This is a genomic window from Chryseobacterium viscerum (assembly GCF_025949665.1).
In the GTDB taxonomy this organism is placed as follows: Bacteria; Bacteroidota; Bacteroidia; order Flavobacteriales; family Weeksellaceae; genus Chryseobacterium; species Chryseobacterium viscerum_A.
Genome location: NZ_JAPDFT010000001.1, coordinates 353695 through 372727 on the forward strand (window position 1 = coordinate 353695; position 19033 = coordinate 372727).

The window sequence follows — 19033 nt, forward strand, 5'->3', positions numbered from 1 at the left end:
TTGTTTTTCTTCTGTTATTTTGGAATGTCTCTTTTAGGGAATTTATTTGAAAAAACACAAACAAGATCTGTAATAAAAAAATTAAAGTAAAAACATGAATGGTAGTAGAGTGATTTCCGTCGGGATTTTCTTTGACGGTACAGGAAACAATGGGGTCAATATTCTTTCACCGGATAAACCGCTGAACAACAATGAAAGTTATTATGGTACCTTCACCAATATCTATAAATTATACAGTTTATTTATTGGAGATGAAAAAATATATATCGAAGGAATTGGAACCGTAACGGGCAGTGAAGATAATAGTTTTGCTATGGCAACATGTGCAAATCCCCCCTATGGTAACGGATATTCTTCCGATGATAAACTTCAGAAAGCAGGGAATTTTGTAGAGCAGATTATTCATGATCAGACAAAAGAATACCATTTTTATATCTATGGATTCGGGAGAGGAGGAATGCTGGCAAGAACTTTCTGCAATCAGCTTTTAACTCATTATTCTCCGGGAAATTTCAGAATAAAATTCTTAGGAGCTTTTGATACAGTAGAATCTAAACCTTTTAATACTTATAATCTGAATATTCCTGCTCAGGTAGAGAATGCTTTGCATATCTGTGCAGTCAATGAGAGCCGTTTTTTCTTTCCGCTTACCGGATTTTTTGAGGATTCAAAAATAATGGAGGATCAGAAATCGGAGAATACATCTTCCGTTTGGAAAGAAATCTTTGTGCCGGGTGATCATGCTGATATCGGAGGAGGATATCTTGAAGGGCCGCAGTCTGTTTATATTTCTACAGACTTCATTCATATTGATGATCTGCATCACTATGTTTCAGATATCAGGAATGAAAAAACCAATGCTGAAGGCAATAAAATCTGGGATGCTCTGCTTTCCGGATATGAAATTGAGACCGCCAATGGCCTTTCACAGGCATATGTATGTCGGGACAAAGTATATAATGATCTTTCAAAAGTTTATGGAAAACTGATGCTGGAAGAAACCAATGCTAAAGTATCCGTTTTCAGTACAGATAATGATGCTTATTTTGGGACAGATTATAATAAACATCCTTTTCTCAGTCGTTTTTATATCAAAATAAAAGAATATATAAGAGATCTTTCTGTGGGTAAAAAGCCAATTTATGATTTTTGGAAATTTGCAGATTACACCCATATTTCAGCAAATTTCGGGCTATATAGCAACAGCTTTCTGAAAAGATCCCAACGGGAAATTAATATTGAATTGATTAATAACGGATTAAATGTTTCCAGCAGTACTTCTGTGGACGAGACCAGCCGGACAAGGCTTTCCGTTGAACTTCATCTGCCGGAAGACAGCTTTGTTGCAGATTTTCTTTACGGAACCAGTGTTCCCAATAATGATGTATGGGATCGTTCCATTTTAAAAGCACCGGCAGCCATTACATTAAATGAAATTAAGAATTAGTGCCAACGCTTCTCAGTTTTAAATTTAGGTTAGGGGACATCATTGCAGGTGTTCCCTTTTAGTTATAACAGATTGAATTCCATTGAGTATAAGTACTGAATTTTATATTTGGTATATTATACTGTAGTTTTTGGAATTTAATTCTCGTTATTTTGAATTGTTCATTGCAAGAAGCTTCAACATCATAATATGAACAAAGGCGTTTTCTGAAAAGCCTAATATCAAAAGAGTAAGAACACCAAAGATTAAAACAATGGAAAAGACACTCATTCAAAAATCGGGGACTACATTATTCACAATTAATTTTGATTTTACCTCAAGTGATCAGCAAGAGATTCTAAGAGAACTGCAGGCAAATAATTATAAGCTGGTAGGATATAAAGGTGCATCGGGACCCAATCAGGTTTCCTCAGGAGTGCCGGCGTGGTTTTCAATTTATTATTTTGAAATGTTTGGATATGAAGAAATTTATTGTGAACCAAAATATAAAGTATATGTTTACAATAAAGGAGTTATAGATATCAATACAACCATTCAAATGCATGCCATATCGGATGAAGTTCCATTAGGTACAGCCGTGACTTACCACAAGGATGGTTCTTTTTCAACCACTTCAGGAGCCCCGGCAGAAGCCATTACTGTAAAAAATGAAAGAGAGGCGGGTACGTCGGATATTACGATAGGATTAGCTGCATTTGTAGAAGGAAGATTCCAGCCTTTCTGTGCTTTTACATGTGCTCCGCAAGGAGAGGTGGTCATGGAACCTAATGAAAATATAGTTCTGTTTGCTGACCAGACAGATGCTACCCCAGGATCTGTTACTGGTTATACAACAGGATCTGGATGTAACTTTGCGTTCAGCGACCAGAATGTAAAATATGATTTGGAGATGATTCACGGAACTTATGGTATTGGAAATGTACCAGGAAAAGCACCAGTTAAATCTATACCTCGGGGGACCTCATTGGCAGAACTTCTCAATATCAAATAAAAAAACGGGAAATTTTTAAAATTAACTAAAAAATAATAATATGACCGTTTCAGAATGGCTGGATAAAGCCAAAAGACTTTTAGATATTTGTAATTACCAGATCAGTATTAGAAATGGGAAGAAAGCTTTAACAGTGAGTCAATCTGATACTTTGCACGAGTTACAAGATGAAATCGGGTATCGCCATGGAATCGCACCGGTTAGCTATAACGAGGCTTCAGACATTCTTATTGAAATGATCGGAATGGTAAAAGCAGGATGGAAAACACCACCACTTATCCCGGGATAACGATCTTATAAATCAATTGTATTATAAATCAAAAGCTGTCTGTTTTAGCCAGCTTTTTTTATTTCTGGGCTATTCATTTCTTTTTCCGTATTTTTGCACCCGAAAATTCATTATTCATTACTAATTATTAATTAAGATGCTTTCGGTTCAAAGTTTAGGATTACATCATTCAGGAAATTATTTATTTCAAAATGTCAATTTTACCATCAAAAAAGATGATAAAGTTGGTCTCGTAGGAAAAAATGGAGCGGGGAAATCCACTTTATTGAAAATGCTGTCCGGAGAAATTAATTTCTACGAAGGAGAGGTTGTGACGGAAGGAAGTGTTACCATTGGTTTCCTGAAGCAGGACCTAGATTTTGTAAAAGGAAGAACCGTTTGGGCTGAAACGATGCAGGCTTTTGAGCAGATCAATGCCTGGAAAAATGAGCTTGAAGAAGTGAATCACCAGATGACCGTAAGAACAGATTACGAAAGTGATTCTTATACAGATCTGATTAATAAAATGACCGAACTGAATGACCTTTTGATGAACCATGATGCCTACAATCTTGAAGGTGACATGGAAAAAGTGTTGTTTGGTTTAGGATTTAAAGCAGATGATTTCCAAAAAATCACTGATGAATTTTCCGGAGGATGGAGAATGAGAATCGAATTGGCAAAATTACTTCTTCAGAAGAATGATATTATGCTTCTCGATGAGCCTACCAACCACCTGGATATGGAATCTATCATCTGGCTGGAGAACTTCCTGAGAGATTATCCGGGAGCCATTGTTCTTGTAAGTCACGATAAACAGTTCATGACGGCTGTTTGTAACCGTACTTTCGATATCAACAACAAGAAGGTTGACGATTATAAAGCTAACTATTCCAAGTATCTTGTCATGAGAGAAGATCGTCGTGAAAAACTGATTCAGGCTAAAAAGAATCAGGATGCGGAGATCAAACAGATGGAAGACAACATTAATAAGTTCCGTGCAAGTGCTACAAAAGCATCTTTCGCGCAGTCACTTATTAAGAAATTAGATAAAATAGAACGTATCGAAGTTGATAATGAAGACGTTTCAAAATTCAATATCCGTTTCGTACAGTCTATGGTTCCGGGAAAAATCATCTTTGAAGCAAATCATTTAGGAAAAGCTTACGGAAAAAAGCAGATTTTTGATGATGTAGACTTTATCGTTCAGAGAGGAGACAGAATTGCTCTTTTAGGACAAAACGGACAAGGAAAAACAACGTTGGCTAAAATTTTAGCAGGAGATATTAAAGATTATTCCGGAACCTGGAATCTTGGACATAATGTAAACATTGGATACTTCGCACAGAATCAGGAAGAGGTTTTAACACCTAATAAAACAGTTCTGGAAGAAGCAGAAGATGCAGCAACGGAAGAGACAAGACCTAGAGTAAGAGATTTATTAGGATCTTTCCTTTTCCAGGGAGACGCTGTTACTAAGAAAACAAAAGTACTTTCCGGAGGAGAGAGAAACCGTCTGGCACTTTGTAAACTGTTGCTTCGTCCTTTCAACACCCTGATCATGGATGAGCCTACCAACCACTTGGACATCCAGTCTAAGGAGATTATCAAGCTTGCGCTGCAGAACTTTGAAGGAACTTTAATTGTAATTTCGCACGACAGGGAATTCCTTCAGGGACTTTGTGATAAGATCTATGAGTTCCGTGATGGGAAAATGAAAGAATTCCTTGGAGATATCAATGAATATCTTGAATACAGACAAAAGGAAACGATCAGAGAGATTTCTGCAGAAAAAGCCAAACTTCATCAGGAAGTAAAGGTAGAACCTAAGAAAGTAGAAGAAAAACCTGTTGTAAGCAGCAGCCCATCTTCGAATATCGTTAGTAAAGAACAGAAAAATATTCAGAATAAAATCAAGAAAGTAGAAGAGAGAATTTCCGAACTTGAAACAAAAATAGAGGAAATGGAAGCTTCTTTTGCCAAAGAAAATCCTTCAGATGAAACCTTAGAAAAATACAATAAAACTAAGGAAGACCTGGATACTGCTTTGCAGGAGTGGGAATATCTTGGTACCCAACTTGATTAAATAAAATAGAAATGCTTCATCAACTAAAAATTGTGAAGCATTTTTTTTGTAACATAATCCTTTTCATTTCTACCTATTATCAATAAGTATAAGTAATTTAATAAAAGTTTAAGGAAACAGTTAAATTATTTTCATAATTTTGAACCATGATTTTTAAAGAAAGCAGAAACCTAAAGAGTTTTATCTCCAAGCTATTGTTTGGAGTATATTTCCTCGCGCTGCTTTCTCAGAGCTTTCACCATCACGATGCTGTAGATTATTTTAAGGCTTTCAATCTTAAAAAAACAGAGAATACAGTGACGAAAGCTGTTACTAAAGAGAAAGCTGGCGACTGTCTGGCCTGCCACTTTTTGGTTACCGGACATACATTAGCTCCTGAAGAATTCAGTTTTACTGTTGAGCATTACAGCCATGAGGTAAAACAAATCATCGCCATCCAGGAGAAAATCTGGTCTCAGACCAAATTTACTTTTCAGCTTCGGGGGCCTCCCACAATTTCATAATTCATAGATTCTATAGGGTTTAAAGGTTAATCCTTTAAAGTTCAATGTTTAGTGTTTAAAATTTAAAATTTTAAGTTTAAGGTTTAAAGTTGTTAGGGAAACAACTAATGATCTGTAATTGATATTTGAATAATGTTCAATTACTAGCTTCTAATTTCTAACCTCTAACTTCTCATTAAGCATTATACTTTTTACATTGTACAATTAAGCTAACCCTTCCACAAATTTTAACGACAATTGTACCTATCAAAAAAGGGTACGCAATCAATCTATTTACAATGAAATTGATATATTGCCTGCTGCTGATCTTTTGCGGATCAGTATTTACAAGTGCACAAAAAACTTATACTGTAGAGGGAACCGTTCAGGATTTCCACGATAAAACACTGCTGGAAAATGCGGTGATTAAAATCGGAAACTTTACAGCTAAAACAAACAAGAAAGGTAAATTTTCTTTTGACAAAATTCCTGCAGGAAAGTATACACTCATTGCACAGCATCCTGATTGCAATGATTATACTGAAAATATAGGAGTTGATCAGGATGTTCAGCTGGTAATTACGCTGGAACATCATGTCAAAGACATCGAAACAGTGACCGTTCATGGAAGTCATAAGAACAATGGAAGCATGGTGGTGAAAACCATTGACAAGGCAATGATTTCAAGAAATGTCACCGAAAACTTAGGTAATTTACTAACCAATATTTCCGGTGTTAACGTTCTTAAGACGGGAAATAATATTGCCAAACCTATTATCCACGGGCTTTATGGAAGTAGAGTATCCATTCTTAATGATGGGGTGAAGCTTGCCGAACAGGAATGGGGAGTAGAACATGCACCCAATGTGGATGTCAATAATTTTGAACATATTGACGTGATTAAAGGAGCATCTGCCCTGAAATATGGAGCGGGAGCCGTAGGTGGAGTAGTTGTTTTGCAACCTCAGGTTTTGCCAAAGAAAGATACGATCATGGGAAATGTTTCTCTTTCCGGAATTTCAAACGGAAGAGGAGCCGATCTTAACGTAAAGCTGGCAAAAACCTGGGAGAATGGCTGGGCTATAAAAACCAATGGAAGCTATAAAAAATTGGGAGATCTTGAAGCTCCGGATTATGGCTTGATGAATACAGGACTCGAGAGTTCAGGATTTAATTTCGGAGTACAGAAAATGACATTTGAAAAAGGCTTTTCATTTGATTATTATCTGACCAAAAGCACAGTTGGGATTCTTAGAAGCTCTCACGTAGGGAACTCTGAAGATCTGCGTACTGCTCTTACCTCTCCGGAACCAATCTATCAAAGAGATTTTAGTTATGATATTGATAATCCTAAACAGGAAATCGAACATCATATTGCTAAAGTTTCTGCTTATAAAAGGTTTGAAAATTTTGGAAAGATCACGGCTACTTACAGTTTTCAGTACAATCATAGAAAAGAATATGACATCAGACGTACAGAAGCACTGAGCAAAAAGCCGGCATTGGATCTTGAACTGATCACCAATGATCTGAATGTAAATCACCTGATAGAAAGAGGAAACTGGAATCTTGAAACAGGGATTAATGCAGGGTATCAAAACAACTACTCCAATACGCAGACCGAGGCAAGACGTCTTGTTCCGAACTATGACAGATATTATGCAGGAATTTATTCCGTATTAAAATATAAAATTGCTCCGGAACTGGACCTTGAACTGGGAGGCAGATACGATTATGATCATTATGATGTAACAAAATGGTATGATCTGAGCGATTGGAATAAGACTTATGCAGCAGATTATTCAAATTTTGTAGTGAGAATAAACCAAAACAGAATTCTTACCAATCCATCATTAACGTATAATAATGTTTCAGTAAATGGTGGAATTGTCTATCACCCATCTGAATATTTTAATCTGAAATTTAATTATGCCAGAGTTTCCAGATCTCCGAATATTGCAGAGCTTTTTGCTGACGGACTTCACCATTCTGCAGCCATTATTGAAAGAGGAGATATGAGAATGAAAAGTGAAACAGGAAATCAGTTTAATCTAATTGCAGATGTAAAAGCAAATGTTTTAAAAGGATTGAATATTTCAGTAAACCCATATTTCTTTTACACCCAGAATTTCATTAATCAGATTCCTACAGGATATCAGAATACTCAGTGGGGCGGGGCGTTTGTAGTATATAGCTATCAGCAGATCAATGCAAAAATGTATGGATTAGATATTGATGCTCAGCTTAAAATAACAGATAATCTAACCTATAAAGGAAGCGGTTCCTATGTTTATGGGCAGGATACTACTCATGACGTGCCCCTTATTCTTATGATGCCTCCGAATTTTAATAATTCATTGGAATTCAATAAAAAAGAATGGAAAAACTTCTATTTCACAGTCAGTAACAATACTTATCTGAAACAGACAAGATTTCCAACTTATAACGTTCCTATCAGATTATTTGATTCTGATGGAAATGCTTACAGTGAAGATGTAGATATCTCTACACCTCCAAGCGGATATTCGCTTTGGAACCTTCAGACAGGGGTGAATCTGTCTAAAAATTTCGGAATTGATTTCTCAGTCCGAAATGTCTTCAACAAGTCTTACAGGGATTATCTGAACAGACTTCGTTTCTTTTCCAACGAAATGGGAAGAAACTTTATTCTAACTCTTAAATATCAATTTTAATTACTTAAAATCAAAAACATGAAAAATATTTTTAAAAATACTACTCTTATCTTAGGACTTTTCTTCGCAGTTTCTTTAAGCTTAACATCGTGCAACAGAAGCGATGATGAAGCAGATGATCTTCCTCAGGAAGAACTTTCAGATGTTCTCTTAAGAGTAACAGATGTTGCTACAGGAACTCCGGTAGTGTATGACTATCAGGTAAATAGTACAACAAACCCTAATGTTAAACTTATCAACGGTCATACGTATAACGTAGAAGTTATTTTCAAGAATGGTGATGAAGATGCCACTCAGGAAATTAAAGATGCAAAAGATGAGCATTTCTTAGTGTACAACTTTCCAAACTCTGATATTACATTAACCCGTACAGATGACGCCAACTCCACAAGAGGAGACGGAAACCGCGTAGGATTGAAAACAAAATGGGTGGTAAACACTGCCGTAAAAAATGCTTCTGCACCTAGTCAGCTGGTTCTTACTCTATTCCATGAGCCGGTAACGGTTTCTGAAGCTTCTGCTGTGAGTGGAAATGGAGTGGTTTATGGATCCCATACAGGAGGTGAAACAGACGCACAAGCCAATTATAATATTATTAATTAATATACCTTTAATCTTGTTTGAACCACCGGAATTCTCCGGTGGTTTTTTATTTAACAATATTTGGCGTTATAAGTTGATTTTAAATGGGTGATTTTCATAAAAAATTCATATTTTTGCAACCTAAAATTTTAATCAATAATGAAGGTTACCGCACAAAACCATGATGACGTAAGTGCATTGCTTACAGTAACATTGGAAAAATCTGACTACAAAGAAAAAGTAGAGAAGCAGTTGATTAATTATGCTAAAAATGCGCAAGTTCCTGGATTCAGAAAAGGGAAAGTGCCTTTGAGTATGGTTAAAAAACAATATGAAGCAGGTATTGCATTCGAAGAAATCAACAGACAAGTTTCTGATGCTTTAAACAACTATGTTAATGAAAACAAATTAAGATTAGTTGGTCAGCCTGTTCCTCAGCCAGTAAACGAATTAGATTACAATGCTGATCAATTAGAAGTTGCTTTCGAAGTAGGATATGAGCCTGAATTCACTATAGATTTAGCTAAATATGAAGCGCCTCACTACAAAGTAGAAGCGTCTGACAAAGAAATCAGCAAGAGTATTGAAAACATGCAGAAGCGTTTCGCTGAGCAGGTTCCTCAAGATAAAATCACTAAAGATTCTTACATTGCTTTAGAAGTTTCTCAGGTTGTGGAAGAAGATGCTGAAGGAGAGCACCACCACCACCCAAAAAACCTTACCATTACAGCTGAAAACAAAGAGGCTTTCAAATTGGTAAAAGGTTTGAAAATGGAAGGTTCTGTAAAAGTAACGAAAGAAACTCTTGCAGGTGACGAAGAATTAGCTAAAGAATTAGGATTCACCAAAGAAGAAGTTGAGCACTTACACCACAATGAATTAGAAGTAAAAGTAAAAGACTTCTATTCATTAAACTTAGCTGAGCTAAACCAGGATCTTTTCGACAAAGTATACGGAGAAGGAAACATCAAAACTGAAGAAGAGCTTAAAGATAAAGTGAAAACTGAATTAGATGAGTACTTCCAGCAAAATGCTGATGTTCACTTTGTGAATAAAGTATTAGAGCAGGTAACGGATAAAGAAGAAGTAAAACTTCCTGAAACGTTCCTTGTGAAGTGGTTATTATTCTCTAACCAGAACATCCAGTCTGAAGCTCAGGCTCAGGAAATTCTTGAAGCTGAGAAAAACCAGTTGAAATACCAGATCATCGAAGGTAAATTGATGACTGAAAACGAAATCAACCTTGACTATGCTGATGTATTGGCTCAGGCTGAGCAGTTAGTTAAGAACCAATTGGCAATCTACGGAATCCACCACCTAGGTGATGAAGAAATCCAGAAATATGCTGTTGAAATGTTGAAAGACCAGGAGCAGGTAAGACAAATTTCTTCTGAAGTAGCTATGGCTAAATTGAAAGATGTAATTCTTGAAAAAGCAAGCAAAAAAGAAACTAAAATTTCTCACGACGAATTTTTAGAAGAGCTTAAGAAATAATTATACTCCGATATAAATATTTGAAAACCGTCAATTTTTTGACGGTTTTTTTATGTTGTATTCATACCTAAAGATATCAATCATCGTATTTATCCTTTATCATCAATTATTATTCATTACTAATCGCTCATTGCTCATTACGTATCCGTATGTCCGCCAATATTCCTATATTTACCCTTTAAACTTATTATATAATATGAAAAAGATCATCATACCGTTTTTCTGTGCTGTACTTTTCTCAGTACCGGCAGCCGCTCAGAAAAAAGCAGCCGTAGTAACTAAAACAGAAGCTGTAAAATCTAAACTGACCCCTAAAGAAGTTGTTGACAATTATTTCAAAGCATTAGGAGGAAAAGATAAATTGGAAGCTGTAAAATCTACCATTACTGATAACACGGTTTCCGTGCAGGGAATGGAAATTCAAATGACGACTAAGAAATTAGGAAATAAATTCAAGTCTGTACAATCACTGATGGGCAAAGAAATGATTCAGCTTTTTGACGGTGAGAAAGGATATTTTGATCAGATGGGAAATAAAACAGAAATTCCTGCAGACAAAATTGGTGAGCTGAAAAAAGGAAAACCAATTGATGCTTTAGCTTTTGATGCTTCTAATTTTCCTAATGTATCCACAGAAAAATTAGACGGAAAAGACTATAATGTATTGTCTTCAGATAAAGGTAAATTTTATTTTGATGCAGGAACCGGGCTTTTGTATAAAACCAATGCAGGAGAAGGAAATGCGACAATTAAAAGCTATATGACCGTAGATGGAATACAGTTCCCTGCTGAAGTAGATGCTGAAGGTGGAGGTCAGAAAATGACAATTAAAACCAGCAAAATTGTGATCAACTCCGGAGTTACGGATGCTGATTTTAAATAAAAAATTGCTTTTTAAGATATTAAAACCGGGTATTTCCCGGTTTTTTTGGTATATGAATAAGTTTAACTCAAATTTAACTATAAAATGAATTCTGTAATTTCTTCACATTGTGAATAATTGGTAGTTTTAAGCTGTAAATAAAATCAAATACCATGAAAAAAGTCTTATCTTCATTTGCGGTCATCTTTTTGATGTCAGCAAATGCTTTTGCACAGAATATCCCTGTGGATCCTTCTGTACGAATCGGTACCCTTTCCAACGGAATGAAGTACTACATCAAAAAAAACACTTTACCGGAGAAAAAAGTAGATTTCCGTCTGGCTATCAATACCGGATCTATTCTTGAAGATGAAAATCAAAGAGGACTGGCTCACTTTATGGAGCACATGAACTTCAACGGAACCAAAAATTTTCCAGATAATAAATTAGTAGACTTTTTACAGTCTATCGGTGTAAAGTTTGGCCAGCACCTTAACGCTTATACAAGCTTTGACGAAACAGTTTATATGCTTCCCGTTCCATTGGATAAACCTGGGAACTTAGATGCCGGACTGAAAGTAATGGAAGACTGGGCGTTCAACGCAACACTTTCTGATGAACAGATCAATAAAGAGAGAGGAGTTGTATTGGAAGAACTGAGGCTGGGGCTTGGACCAGATAAAAGAATGATGGATAAATATCTGCCGAAACTTTTATACAAATCCCAATATGCAGACAGACTTCCGATTGGTAAAAAAGAAGTATTGGAGAACTTCAAACCGGATGTTATCAGAAAATTCCACCAGGACTGGTACAGACCGGATCTGATGGCCATTATTGTTGTTGGAGATATCAACGTGGATGAAATTGAAAAAAAGATTAAGGATAATTTCAGTAAATATAAAAATCCTTCAAAGCCAAGAGAAAGAAAATCTTTTGACCTTCCGAATCATAAAGAAACCCTGGTAGCCATTGAAACAGATCCTGACGCTACCAATTCTATGGTACAGTTTATCATGAAAGATGCTGATGCCTACAAGCCGGATGTAACGGTAGAACAGTACAATCAGAGTCTTGTAGAAAACCTTTCAACCACAATGTTGAATAACAGACTGAGAGAACTGATCAACTCTACAAATCCGCCTTTCACTTTCGGATCAGTATATCATGGAGGAACCTATGCAAGAAGTAAGGAAGCATTCCAGGGATTTGCTATGGTAAAAGAAGGAAACCAGCTGAGTGCGTTGAAAGTTTTATTGGAAGAAGTTGAAAGGGCAAAAAGATTTGGATTTACACAGTCTGAACTTGACAGAGCAAAATCTCAGGTGCTTTCCAACCTTGAAAGATCTTATAACAATAAAGATAAGACAGAAAGTGATATGCTGGTAGGTGAGTATGTAAGAAACTTCCTGGAGCAGGAACCAATACCTGGAATTGCATGGGAATATGAAGATACCAAGTCTTTCTTACCATCTGTTACCCTTGCGCAGACCAACGAAATCATCAAGAAAATGGTGAAAGATGACAGCAGGGTAATCGTAATCACAGGTCCTAAAAAAGATAATATCACCATGCCTACGGAAGCAATGGTTGTAAATACATTCGATGCTGTAAAAATGGCTGATCTAAAACCTTATGAAGAAAAGGCTGCCATCAAAAATTTAGTGAAACCTTTCAAATCAGAAGGTAAAATTGCTAAAACAGAAACTGATGCCAAGCTGGGAACAACAACCTGGACATTAAGCAACGGCGCTAAAGTGACTTTCAAGAAAACTGACTTTAAAGATGACGAAATTGTATTTACTGCAAGAAGCTTAGGAGGAAGCTCTCTTATTCCGGATGCAGATTACAATAAGACACAGTTTGCTTTCTCTGCATTAACAGAAGCAGGAGTTGGCGGATTCTCTAAAGCAGATCTTACCAATTATCTTGCCGGTAAGCAGGTGAATGTAAATCCTATGGTAACTTCTCTTTTTGAAGGAGTTTCAGGAAGAACAAACCAGAAAGATTTAGGAACAGCAATGGAGCTTATGTATGCTTATTTTACAAGCTTAAATTACAACCCTGCTTCCTTTAATGCTTACAAAGAAAAGCAGTCAGCAATGCTGAGTAACCTGTTGTCAAATCCTCAGGCTTATTTCTCTAATGAGCATGCAAAATTCACGAATCAGAAGAATCCGAGATTCATCGGGTTATTTCCAATGGAAAAAGACTGGGCTAATACAGACTATAAAAAAGCATATGATATCTATAAAGATAAATTTGCCAATGCCGGAAACTTCCAGTTCTATTTCGTAGGAAATATTGATGAAGCGAAGTTTAAAAATGAAGTCCTTCAGTATATTGCAAGCTTACCATCATCAGGCAAAGCTGCAATGTTCAAAGATACCGGATACAGAACAATTACCGGAGATTATACAAAAGTGTACAAAAAAGGGAAAGATCCTAAGAGCATGGTGTCTATCTCGTATAGTGGAGAAGCTCCTTATAACGAAAAAGAAGCTTTAGCGTTATCTGCTCTTGGAGAAGTAGCTACTATCAAAGTTATTGAAAAACTGAGAGAAGATGAAAGCGGTATCTACGGTGGAGGTGCAAGAGGAGGGATGAACAAAATTCCTTACGGTACTTACAACTTTGGGATTAACTTCCCTTGTGGTCCGGAAAATGTGGAAAAACTGACAAAGAGCGCAATCACAGAGCTGCAGAAGCTGATTGATAACGGCCCTGAACAGAAAGATCTGGATAAATACAAAGAAGGAGAATACAATGATAACAAAACAGAACTGAAAGACAATATGTTCTGGCTGAATGCCATTGCTAAAAACCAGTTAGACGGAAGTGATAAATATGACATTCTGAATTATCAGGATAAAGTAAAAGCACTTACCGTAAAAGATCTTCAGGATGTTGCTAAAAAATATCTTACAAAAGGTAGAATTGTAGCCACTTTGATGCCGGAAGACGGTTGGGAAAAGGCTAAAAAAGAAGAATCTAAAAAGGTAGAAGCTGTAACTGTAAAAGCAGGAGCTGCCAACTAATTAACTTATTTATTTACAATAAGAAAACCGCAGAGAAATCTGCGGTTTTTGTTATTTAATTCAAATCCTATTGGTTAAGAACCATATTCTTTTTTCCATTCGTCAGCAGCCCCGCTCAGGACATTGTAGAATTCTTCGCCGTATTTTCTGATCAATGGTGTCTTTAAAAACTTATAGACAGGAACCTGAAGTTCTTTTCCAAGCGTACATGCATCGCTGCATACATTCCATTCATGATAATTCAAAGCGGTAAACGCAGAATATTCTGTAACACGAATAGGGTACAGGTGGCAGGAAATTGGCTTCTGCCAGTCTACAGCACCATCTTCATAGGCTTTTTCAATACCACATTTGGTAATTCCTTTTTCATCGAATGTTACATAAGCACATTCGCGGTTCTCCACCATAGGAGTAACATACATTCCGTCGTGCGGGTCAGTAGTCCATGTTCCCTGTTCTTCAAGGGCTTTGATGCCTTCCTGGGTAAGGTAAGGTTTTATTTTATCAAAAATACTGTCCAATATCTCAAGCTCGTTTTTATCCAACGGAGCTCCTACATCTCCTTCCACACAACATGCACCTTTACATTTCGTAAGGTTGCAAACAAATTCTTCGGAAAAAATTTCCTCAGAAATCAATTTATCGTCTATCTGAATCATAATTTTTTAAAATAAATCAAAAACTGTACCTGCTTTAAAGGTAAGTAAGCTAATAATAATAAGCCATACACTGGCTTCACGCATCCAGTATTTAGGCAAAAACCGCATCATTCTGCTTAGGATAATACTCGAAGGAAATGCCAGAAGCAGCAGATATTCATAGCTCTTATTCATATACAGGATGATGGAAACAAGCTGTGCCATCGAAAAGACCAGCAGGAACGTATATTTATACCTGCTTATCGGGCTTTTCTTATTATAGTTTTTAAAATGGTCATATACCGCATAAATAAGCATCAGAACCACGGGAATTAAGGGCAGAAGTTCCGTATAATCCGTTACCGGCTTCATCTTTCCAAACGGAAAATAATCTATATTCCAGGATGTGAATTGAACGAAATACATCACAGAAAAATAGCTGAAGGTAATCAGTACAATTCCCAGTAGGAATCTGAAAAGATTCAAAGTGATTTTGGCTGAAGTAGCGATCACGTGAATAATCACAAAAACAGCCATCGGCCAGGTAGTAGGAAGAAAAATAAAGTTCAATGCCACAATAGATCCTACCAATACATAAGACTTCTTTCTGATGTCTTCATCCGCACTTGTCAGAAGAAGAATAAGAAAGGAATTTGTAAGCAGCGAAACGGCAATTCCTATATCCAGATTTCCGGGATACAGCCCGAAAATGAAAAAAGTATATAGAAATAATGGAAGATGTGTCTGATAATTAAGGGCAATACTGTGAAAACAAAAATATCCCAAAGCAATTCCCAGAAAAGTTATTCCGGCAACAATGGCTTCATAAGTGTTGAAATTCAGTATGTTAAATATTACGACTACTAAAAGAAGAAAACCAATATAAACAGGAATTGAAAAAATATTGCTTTCTTTTGAAAGTAATTTAAACATTTTTTATAAATTTGTACAAAGTTAATTTAAAAAAGGAAAATAATGACGTCTTTCTTTCTATTCTTAAGTAAAGTTTTCAAATGGACTTTCGGTTTCTTTGATACTTTCGGTAATGTTTTAAACTGGATTCTATTTGCAGTTTGCTGTGTATTATTTACTTATTGGTGCTATGTACTTGTAGTAACATTAGGTGGAGACAAAGACAAAGACTATTATTCTCCAACGGAAGGTAAGCACCCTTACTACGATCCGAATATCTACAAAAAAGAAGGTTAATTAATTGGTTATATAGTAAAAAACCGATCAAACAATATGCTTTGATCGGTTTTTTTATTACTAACGATTAAAATTTCTTTTTCTTAGTCGTGAATTGGAAGTACCAGTACAGGAATATTTGAACTTTTCGTAATTCCCTTGGTTAAGCTTCCCACGAATACATCATAAATTCCGCTTCTGCCATGTGATCCCATCACAATATAATCTGCATTTTTTGCCTTTGCATGTTCCAGAATAATATCTTTGGCGAGTCCTTGTTTTAAAAGGTGCTCACAGTCGATATCATGAGCAATGATTCTTTGCTCAATTTTATTGAGCTGCACCAGCTCTTCTATGATTTCATTGGCTTCCACTTCCGGAAAATATTGAAATCCCATATCGCCAATGGCAAAGCCGATATCTGATGGCGCTACATGGATAAGGTAAATTCTGCCGTTAAGCTGTTTTGCAAATTTTATGGCACCGTCTACCAATTGGTCTGTCTTGTCCCCAAAATCTACGGGTAATACAATATTTATCATAACCTCTAATTTTGTTACCTAAAGATAAGAAAAATTTGTCAGATTCTGTGTTAAATACTTATAATATTCGGATGTCAAGAATTTTTTCATCTTCAAGATAAGCTTCCAGAATGTCATTTTCCTCTACCTTTCCAACTCCTTTTGGAGTTCCTGTGAAGATAAGATCACCTACTCTTAACGTAAAATACTGAGAAGCAAAAGCAATGATATCATCAAAATTGAACATCATGTCTTTTGTATTGCCATCCTGTACCTTCTCTTTGTTCTTTAATAATGAAAACTGAAGGCTGTCAAGATTAAAGCTGTCCTTTTTGAAGAAATTGCTTACCACTGCAGAACCGTCAAAACCTTTAGCAAGCTCCCATGGAAGTCCTTTTGATTTTAGCTCACTCTGAAGGTCTCTGGCTGTGAAATCTATTCCCAGACCTATTTCTTCATAATGTTTGTTTGCCGCTTCTTTCTGGATATACTTTCCTCCCTTGGAAATTTTTAATACGACTTCAAGTTCGTAGTGAATATCATTTGAGAATTCAGGGATATAAAAATCATTTCCTTTCAGAACCGCTGTATCCGGTTTCATAAAAATAACAGGATTCTCAGGAATTTCGTTTCCTAATTCTTTTGCATGCTCACTGTAGTTTCTTCCTATACAGATTATTTTCATAACTCTTTTTGTTTATATTTTTGACCTCGTCATTGCGAGGAATGAAGCAATCTTTTTGATGGATTAAAGACTATTAATTCCTAACAGGTTAATGAGTAAACTCATTCCCACAATAATAGCATTTGAATTTATGACTCGTCAGAAAAGAAATTCCAAAGAAGCTGGTTGCACTGTCATCCCTGTAAATATGATTGGAACCACATTTTGGACATACAAAATCAAACTCAGGATCTTCAATGGTGTGTTCTACTTCCAACGAATATTGTTCATTGTCTTTATAATCCTGCAATATCTGTTTGGCTTTCTCAAGATCTTCTTCAAATACCTGAAGCTGTATCCCGCCTACAGCCTGCGACAGAAGCCAATCCGACTGGATGAGCTGCTCATTGGCAATAAAGCTGTTGATCCCGTTTTCAGCCAGTATCTGTTTGTCCCTGTTAGCTTCAAGGGCAGTTTCATAAAATTTAAAACGAACCAGGTCAGACATATTTAAAATCTGCTTGAGAGTTGAATTTTTGTAAAAACCTTCTTAGTATATAACGGGAAGTCAGCATTCTGAAGCCATCCGAAATATCCTAAATCTTTTTGAAAAACTGCTTTCACACCCTGGCCTTTATATTTTCCAAAGTTGAAAACCTCTTCCATTTTTTCATTGTATCCGATAAATCCGGCAAGATCTGCATTCTTATTATGGAATGTAAACTCGCTTAGCGGGGCTATTTCATTCGGAATATCATCATATTTTCCAACCTGAGCGTCCAGAACCTCAAATGTTGCCATTACATCAGCTTCTGCAGAATGGGCATTTTCCAATGTTTTTCCACAGTAGAACTGGTAAGCAGCGCCTAAGTTTCTAGGTTCTTTCTTATGGAAAATAGTCTGTGCATCTACTAATCTGAATTTACTCAGATCAAAATCCATTCCTACTCTTAAAAGTTCTTCAGCCAAAAGCGGAACATCAAATCTGTTGGAATTAAATCCTCCCAAATCACTTCCGGTAATCATTTCCATAATTTTAGAAGCAATATCTCTGAAGGTTGGAGCATCCTTAACGTCTTCATCATAAATCCCGTGGATCTCACTGCTTTCTTTAGGAATAAGCATTTCCGGGTTGACGCGCCATGTTTTGCTTTCTCTGGAGGCATCAGGATTTACTTTTAAAATACAGATTTCAACAATTCTGTCTTTTCCTATGTTGGTTCCTGTGGTTTCCAGGTCAAAAATACAAAGTGGTTTATGGAGTTTTAAATTCATGTTGATGATTAATAATTTGAAATGTGTTTTATTTAAATAAATTATTTTAATTGTCCCTGAAAAATGAGGGACACCAATATATAATAAATAACAAGCATCGGGATTCCTACTACCTGAAATAGGGCAAGAATAGCAATTCCTCCTACAAGCAATACTACTTTAGGATAGTTATCTTTTAACTGTTTTGATTTGAATTTCATTGCCATCATTTTAATCGGGCTGATCAGAAGCCATGATGTAAGAAGAGTCAGAAGAATCAGCAATAGTTCATTATCGAATAAAAAGCTAAAAGTTCCGGTTTCTTTAAACGCATAATAGAGACCAAACAATAAAACAGTATTAGTGGGTGTGTTCAATCCCTTGAAATAATAACGCTGCTCTTCATCAAGATTGAAGATGGCAAGCCTCAGGCAGGAAAATACCGTAACGATCAGTCCGAGATACTTGATTTCAAACGGAAAGTGAATTCCAAGAAGTTCTGTACCAAATGGTTCAAGAGCTTTATACATGGTAAGGCCAGGTATTACCCCAAAGCTTACCATATCCGCAAGAGAATCCAGCTGAAGTCCCAGATTTGAATTTGATTTTAGAGCTCGTGCTACAAATCCATCGAAAAAATCGAAAATTGAAGAGAGAATAAGGCAGACTGCTGTAGTCTGATAATCTCCTAAAATTAGATGTATTGCTCCTATACAGCCTGCAAATAAGTTAGCCAGGGTTAAGGCATTGGCCAGATTATTCTTTATAAAATTCATAACCACAAAATTACAGTTTTTAAAAATTCTAACTCAAAATAATCTGCAC

At 36.2% G+C, this 19033-nt stretch carries 18 protein-coding genes; 11 read left to right on the top strand and 7 right to left on the bottom strand.

Going from position 1 to position 19033, the window contains the following annotated elements; translation table 11 throughout:
* Window positions 1-94: 94 nt before the first annotated feature.
* The 10 genes from OL225_RS01645 to OL225_RS01690 all read left to right on the top strand — a co-directional run bounded on the left by OL225_RS01645 (window position 95) and on the right by OL225_RS01690 (window position 13943).
* Window positions 95-1447: a T6SS phospholipase effector Tle1-like catalytic domain-containing protein gene (locus tag OL225_RS01645; protein ID WP_264517067.1), complete on the top strand. Its 1353-nt coding sequence runs from the start codon at window positions 95-97 to the stop codon at window positions 1445-1447.
* A gap of 253 nt (window positions 1448-1700) precedes the next feature.
* Entirely contained in the window at window positions 1701-2438 is a 738-nt protein-coding gene (locus tag OL225_RS01650; RefSeq protein WP_264517068.1) for a hypothetical protein, read from the top strand.
* 40 nt (window positions 2439-2478) lie between these two features.
* Window positions 2479-2727 (top strand): hypothetical protein, encoded by a 249-nt coding sequence (locus OL225_RS01655; protein ID WP_047378900.1) that lies wholly within the window; start codon window positions 2479-2481, stop codon window positions 2725-2727.
* Between the two features lie 136 nt (window positions 2728-2863).
* Entirely contained in the window at window positions 2864-4792 is a 1929-nt protein-coding gene (locus tag OL225_RS01660; protein ID WP_264517069.1) for an ABC-F family ATP-binding cassette domain-containing protein, read from the top strand.
* A 146-nt stretch (window positions 4793-4938) separates the two neighbouring features.
* Window positions 4939-5295, top strand: a complete 357-nt coding sequence (locus OL225_RS01665) for a hypothetical protein (protein WP_047378898.1) — start codon at window positions 4939-4941, stop codon at window positions 5293-5295.
* 278 nt (window positions 5296-5573) lie between these two features.
* Window positions 5574-7967: a TonB-dependent receptor gene (locus OL225_RS01670; protein WP_047378897.1), complete on the top strand. Its 2394-nt coding sequence runs from the start codon at window positions 5574-5576 to the stop codon at window positions 7965-7967.
* Window positions 7968-7985: 18 nt separating this feature from the next.
* Entirely contained in the window at window positions 7986-8570 is a 585-nt protein-coding gene (locus tag OL225_RS01675) for a hypothetical protein (RefSeq protein WP_047378896.1), read from the top strand.
* A 138-nt stretch (window positions 8571-8708) separates the two neighbouring features.
* On the top strand, window positions 8709-10043 hold the full coding sequence (locus OL225_RS01680) for a trigger factor (RefSeq protein WP_264517070.1): 1335 nt from the start codon (window positions 8709-8711) through the stop codon (window positions 10041-10043).
* Window positions 10044-10239: 196 nt separating this feature from the next.
* On the top strand, window positions 10240-10926 hold the full coding sequence (locus OL225_RS01685; RefSeq protein WP_047378894.1) for a hypothetical protein: 687 nt from the start codon (window positions 10240-10242) through the stop codon (window positions 10924-10926).
* Window positions 10927-11078: 152 nt separating this feature from the next.
* Window positions 11079-13943 carry a M16 family metallopeptidase gene (locus tag OL225_RS01690; RefSeq protein WP_264517071.1) on the top strand — a complete coding sequence of 955 codons (2865 nt, stop codon included), beginning with the start codon at window positions 11079-11081 and terminating at the stop codon, window positions 13941-13943.
* Window positions 13944-14017: 74 nt separating this feature from the next.
* Here OL225_RS01690 and OL225_RS01695 read toward each other — a convergent pair whose 3' ends face one another.
* Window positions 14018-14602 (bottom strand): DUF3109 family protein, encoded by a 585-nt coding sequence (locus OL225_RS01695; protein WP_047378893.1) that lies wholly within the window; start codon window positions 14600-14602, stop codon window positions 14018-14020.
* Window positions 14603-14608: 6 nt separating this feature from the next.
* Window positions 14609-15514 carry a DUF6427 family protein gene (locus OL225_RS01700; RefSeq protein ID WP_047378892.1) on the bottom strand — a complete coding sequence of 302 codons (906 nt, stop codon included), beginning with the start codon at window positions 15512-15514 and terminating at the stop codon, window positions 14609-14611.
* Window positions 15515-15556: 42 nt separating this feature from the next.
* On the opposite strand from OL225_RS01700, the gene OL225_RS01705 reads away from it, so the two are divergent.
* Window positions 15557-15790 (top strand): DUF6341 family protein, encoded by a 234-nt coding sequence (locus tag OL225_RS01705; RefSeq protein ID WP_149833408.1) that lies wholly within the window; start codon window positions 15557-15559, stop codon window positions 15788-15790.
* Between the two features lie 83 nt (window positions 15791-15873).
* Here the strand turns inward: OL225_RS01705 and OL225_RS01710 are convergent, their stop codons facing one another.
* The 5 genes from OL225_RS01710 to OL225_RS01730 all read right to left on the bottom strand — a co-directional run bounded on the left by OL225_RS01710 (window position 15874) and on the right by OL225_RS01730 (window position 18984).
* Window positions 15874-16311, bottom strand: coding sequence for a universal stress protein (locus OL225_RS01710; RefSeq protein WP_264517072.1), 438 nt, complete (start codon window positions 16309-16311; stop codon window positions 15874-15876).
* A 58-nt stretch (window positions 16312-16369) separates the two neighbouring features.
* The gene (locus OL225_RS01715; protein WP_264517073.1) at window positions 16370-16975 is read right to left on the bottom strand and encodes a fumarylacetoacetate hydrolase family protein; all 606 of its coding nucleotides are present in this window, start codon (window positions 16973-16975) and stop codon (window positions 16370-16372) included.
* An 88-nt stretch (window positions 16976-17063) separates the two neighbouring features.
* Window positions 17064-17462 carry a DUF2007 domain-containing protein gene (locus OL225_RS01720; RefSeq protein ID WP_264517074.1) on the bottom strand — a complete coding sequence of 133 codons (399 nt, stop codon included), beginning with the start codon at window positions 17460-17462 and terminating at the stop codon, window positions 17064-17066.
* Window positions 17463-17464: 2 nt separating this feature from the next.
* A complete protein-coding gene (locus tag OL225_RS01725) occupies window positions 17465-18229 on the bottom strand; it encodes a 3'-5' exonuclease (RefSeq protein ID WP_047378883.1) in 765 nt (254 codons plus the stop codon).
* Window positions 18230-18270: 41 nt separating this feature from the next.
* A complete protein-coding gene (locus tag OL225_RS01730; protein WP_047378882.1) occupies window positions 18271-18984 on the bottom strand; it encodes a CDP-alcohol phosphatidyltransferase family protein in 714 nt (237 codons plus the stop codon).
* Window positions 18985-19033: the final 49 nt, after the last annotated feature.

Coding starts and splice junctions, on each gene's coding strand:
- OL225_RS01730 (WP_047378882.1), bottom strand. CDS start 18,984: ATGAATTTTATAAAGAATAATCTGGCCAATGCCTTAACCCTGGCTAAC.
- OL225_RS01650 (WP_264517068.1), top strand. CDS start 1,701: ATGGAAAAGACACTCATTCAAAAATCGGGGACTACATTATTCACAATT.
- OL225_RS01715 (WP_264517073.1), bottom strand. CDS start 16,975: ATGAAAATAATCTGTATAGGAAGAAACTACAGTGAGCATGCAAAAGAA.
- OL225_RS01660 (WP_264517069.1), top strand. CDS start 2,864: ATGCTTTCGGTTCAAAGTTTAGGATTACATCATTCAGGAAATTATTTA.
- OL225_RS01705 (WP_149833408.1), top strand. CDS start 15,557: ATGACGTCTTTCTTTCTATTCTTAAGTAAAGTTTTCAAATGGACTTTC.
- OL225_RS01700 (WP_047378892.1), bottom strand. CDS start 15,514: ATGTTTAAATTACTTTCAAAAGAAAGCAATATTTTTTCAATTCCTGTT.
- OL225_RS01695 (WP_047378893.1), bottom strand. CDS start 14,602: ATGATTCAGATAGACGATAAATTGATTTCTGAGGAAATTTTTTCCGAA.
- OL225_RS01690 (WP_264517071.1), top strand. CDS start 11,079: ATGAAAAAAGTCTTATCTTCATTTGCGGTCATCTTTTTGATGTCAGCA.
- OL225_RS01665 (WP_047378898.1), top strand. CDS start 4,939: ATGATTTTTAAAGAAAGCAGAAACCTAAAGAGTTTTATCTCCAAGCTA.
- OL225_RS01645 (WP_264517067.1), top strand. CDS start 95: ATGAATGGTAGTAGAGTGATTTCCGTCGGGATTTTCTTTGACGGTACA.
- OL225_RS01675 (WP_047378896.1), top strand. CDS start 7,986: ATGAAAAATATTTTTAAAAATACTACTCTTATCTTAGGACTTTTCTTC.
- OL225_RS01720 (WP_264517074.1), bottom strand. CDS start 17,462: ATGTCTGACCTGGTTCGTTTTAAATTTTATGAAACTGCCCTTGAAGCT.
- OL225_RS01680 (WP_264517070.1), top strand. CDS start 8,709: ATGAAGGTTACCGCACAAAACCATGATGACGTAAGTGCATTGCTTACA.
- OL225_RS01655 (WP_047378900.1), top strand. CDS start 2,479: ATGACCGTTTCAGAATGGCTGGATAAAGCCAAAAGACTTTTAGATATT.
- OL225_RS01685 (WP_047378894.1), top strand. CDS start 10,240: ATGAAAAAGATCATCATACCGTTTTTCTGTGCTGTACTTTTCTCAGTA.
- OL225_RS01670 (WP_047378897.1), top strand. CDS start 5,574: ATGAAATTGATATATTGCCTGCTGCTGATCTTTTGCGGATCAGTATTT.
- OL225_RS01725 (WP_047378883.1), bottom strand. CDS start 18,229: ATGAATTTAAAACTCCATAAACCACTTTGTATTTTTGACCTGGAAACC.
- OL225_RS01710 (WP_264517072.1), bottom strand. CDS start 16,311: ATGATAAATATTGTATTACCCGTAGATTTTGGGGACAAGACAGACCAA.